This is a genomic window from Rhodococcus sp. PML026 (assembly GCF_000963615.1).
GTDB classification, from domain to species: domain Bacteria; phylum Actinomycetota; class Actinomycetes; order Mycobacteriales; family Mycobacteriaceae; genus Rhodococcoides; species Rhodococcoides fascians.
Map to the genome: position 1 here is coordinate 1 of NZ_KQ031378.1, position 1,732 is coordinate 1,732.

The following is a 1,732-nucleotide window of genomic DNA, read 5'->3' on the forward strand; positions in this document are numbered from 1 at the left end:
ATCGCCCGAGCCCTCGCCTTACGCCCCAAGCTGATGCTGTTCGACGAGCCGACCTCCGCGCTCGATCCCGAACTGGTCGGCGAAGTACTGGGCGTAATCAAAGGCCTTGCCGCCGAAGGATGGACGATGGTGATCGTCACCCACGAGATCCGCTTCGCCCAGCAAGTGGCCGATCAGGTGTTGTTCCTCGAGAACGGAGTCGTCGTCGAACGCGGGACACCCGAGCAGGTTCTCGCGAACCCGACCGAGCCCCGTACCCGACAGTTCCTACAGCGAATCTTGGCGTAGAGGGGCTGCGCCCCCTTCTGTGAGTGGAGCCTGCGGAACGAATCCGTCGAGGCAGGTGAGTGGAGCCTGCGGAACGAATCCATCGAGGCATGTGAGTGGAACTTCGTAGCAGGGGTCGAGTTTCCACTCAGTGATACTGGAGTTGTTCGTCGAGGTGGAAGGTATGACTCGTTTCCGCTCTGACGCCGATGGCTGTCTTTCATGTGATGTGTCGGCCTTCGCCTCGACGGACATCGTTCACACGCGACCGGTGGGCGGAGTGACTTGATAGGAGCCTGACCAAAGAGTCCCGTCACTGTGTTGTCCGCCGTCCCGGCCGGTGCGTGGTCACCTGTCGAAGGGATAACCAGTGTCCAGCATGACCGAAAACCCACCCGATGTCAGCCTCGCCGTCATTGCAGGCATCGATACTCACAAAGACACCCACCACGCGGCGATCATCGACCACCTCGGCCGCAAAATCTGCGACCGAGAGTTCCCGGCAACCGGCGCCGGCTACCGCGCACTGCTGGCATGGTTGATCGGGACCGGCATCGTCGTCCGAGTCGGAATCGAAGGCACCGGAAGCTACGGCTCCGCGCTGACCACGGTCCTGCTCGCAGCGGGCCTCGAGGTCGTCGATGTCGACCGCACCGACCGCCGCTCGCGGCGCTTTCACGGCAAGTCCGATCCGCTCGATGCTTACAGTGCTGCTCGCATCGCTGCGGCCGGGCTGGCTCGCACGATTCCGAAGACCCACGACGGGGACGTCGAGGCGATTCGGTTCCTGCACAACGCTCGTCGCTCCGCGGTGAAAGCTCGCGCCGAGGCGATCACAGGTCTCAAATCTGCCGTCGTCAACGCGCCCGAACCGATTCGAGAACAGCTCCGGGGTCTGACAACAGTCGCATTGATCGACGCATGCGCAGCACTGCGGCCGACCGCCGTCACTCCAGGTGCACTGACCGCGGCGATCAAGACTGCACTGCGGTCGGTGGCGCGACGGATCCAGCTCCTCGACGCCGACATCAAAGCACTGGACAAAAATCTCGCAGTGCTCATCGACGATGCCGCCGAAGACCTCGTCGGCCGGTTCGGGGTGGGCTACGAAACAGCAGCACAGTTGCTGATCACCGTCGGTGACAACCCCCACCGCGTCAGCTCCGAAGCAGCATTCGCCAGCCTCTGCGGTGTCGCACCCCTACCCGCGTCCTCGGGCAAAACCACTCGCCATCGACTCAACCGCGGCGGCAACCGGCAGGCCAACCGAGCGTTGCACGTCATCGTCATGGCCCGCCTCAAATACGACACCCGCACCCAGCAATACCGCGACCGACGACTCGCTGAAGGCAAGAGCAAACGCGACATAATCCGCTGCCTCAAACGAGCCGTCGCCCGCGAAATGTTCCAACTTCTCACCCAGAAAACTGCCACTTGACACTCATAGGAGCATCACATGCGGCGA

At 62.7% G+C, this 1,732-nt stretch carries 1 protein-coding gene and 1 pseudogene; both read left to right on the forward strand.

What is annotated here, in order from left to right:
- A pseudogene (gene glnQ / locus VF34_RS24140) lies at positions 1 to 288 on the forward strand (glutamine ABC transporter ATP-binding protein GlnQ); the annotation flags it as partial.
- Positions 289 to 646: 358 nt separating this feature from the next.
- A complete protein-coding gene (locus VF34_RS24145; RefSeq protein WP_032375837.1) occupies positions 647 to 1,705 on the forward strand; it encodes an IS110 family RNA-guided transposase in 1,059 nt (352 codons plus the stop codon).
- The last annotated feature ends 27 nt before the right edge of the window (positions 1,706 to 1,732 follow it).

Coding starts and splice junctions, on each gene's coding strand:
- VF34_RS24145 (WP_032375837.1), top strand. CDS start 647: ATGACCGAAAACCCACCCGATGTCAGCCTCGCCGTCATTGCAGGCATC.